Source organism: Aeromonas sp. QDB56, from assembly GCF_027705505.1.
GTDB classification, from domain to species: domain Bacteria; phylum Pseudomonadota; class Gammaproteobacteria; order Enterobacterales; family Aeromonadaceae; genus Aeromonas; species Aeromonas caviae.
On record NZ_JAPDBZ010000325.1, the window covers coordinates 1 to 611 of the forward strand.

Here is a 611-nt window from a genome sequence, read left to right on the forward strand (position 1 = left end):
CGCTCTGACGCCGTATCGGCAGAGACCTGCATGCAAACTGGACTTTGCTCCAATAGAGACATGAGCATATGACACTCGATTGCCGCCGGGCTAATGGTCTTGAACCTTCCCGGAAACACTTCGGCCAGGCTTTTGTGGACGGCAAAGGAAGTACCATCCTGCAACAACACCTGTTTGAATGCGCCAAGGGATGCAGTCTTCATCTGTTGGCCGATACGCAAGGCGATAGCCCGTTCAACCAGCGCCTTCATGAACAGGGCGAACGACGCTTTGCGCAACTGGTTGTGAAAGGGCTTGTAGGAAACCTGATGGGCATCAACCAGTTGCAAGGCATTGAAATGATGGTGCAATCCAGCGATACCATCGACCTGGTCGCAGCCAAGTGCCCGCAAGAGTGCAGTCACCAGCATGGCAGGCGTAATGGCTCGTTTGCGCAAGCAAAATTGGCAGTCACGGGCAATGCGGTCGAGTTCGGCAGGAGAGAGAAGTTGCTCAAGATAGTGGTTGGCATCGATAATGGTCATGGCTTCGTGCGTGGCGGTTTTGTTTGGCGATAAAATCAGATCACAATCGAAGCCATTTTTATATCTATTTCAATTGGTTGCTGCTAA

Annotated in this window: 1 pseudogene; it reads right to left on the reverse strand. The window is 51.7% G+C overall.

From position 1 onward, the window contains the following. Positions 1 to 524 (reverse strand): annotated as a pseudogene (locus OKB81_RS20700) (IS4-like element ISAeme4 family transposase); the annotation flags it as partial. Positions 525 to 611 lie beyond the last annotated feature (87 nt).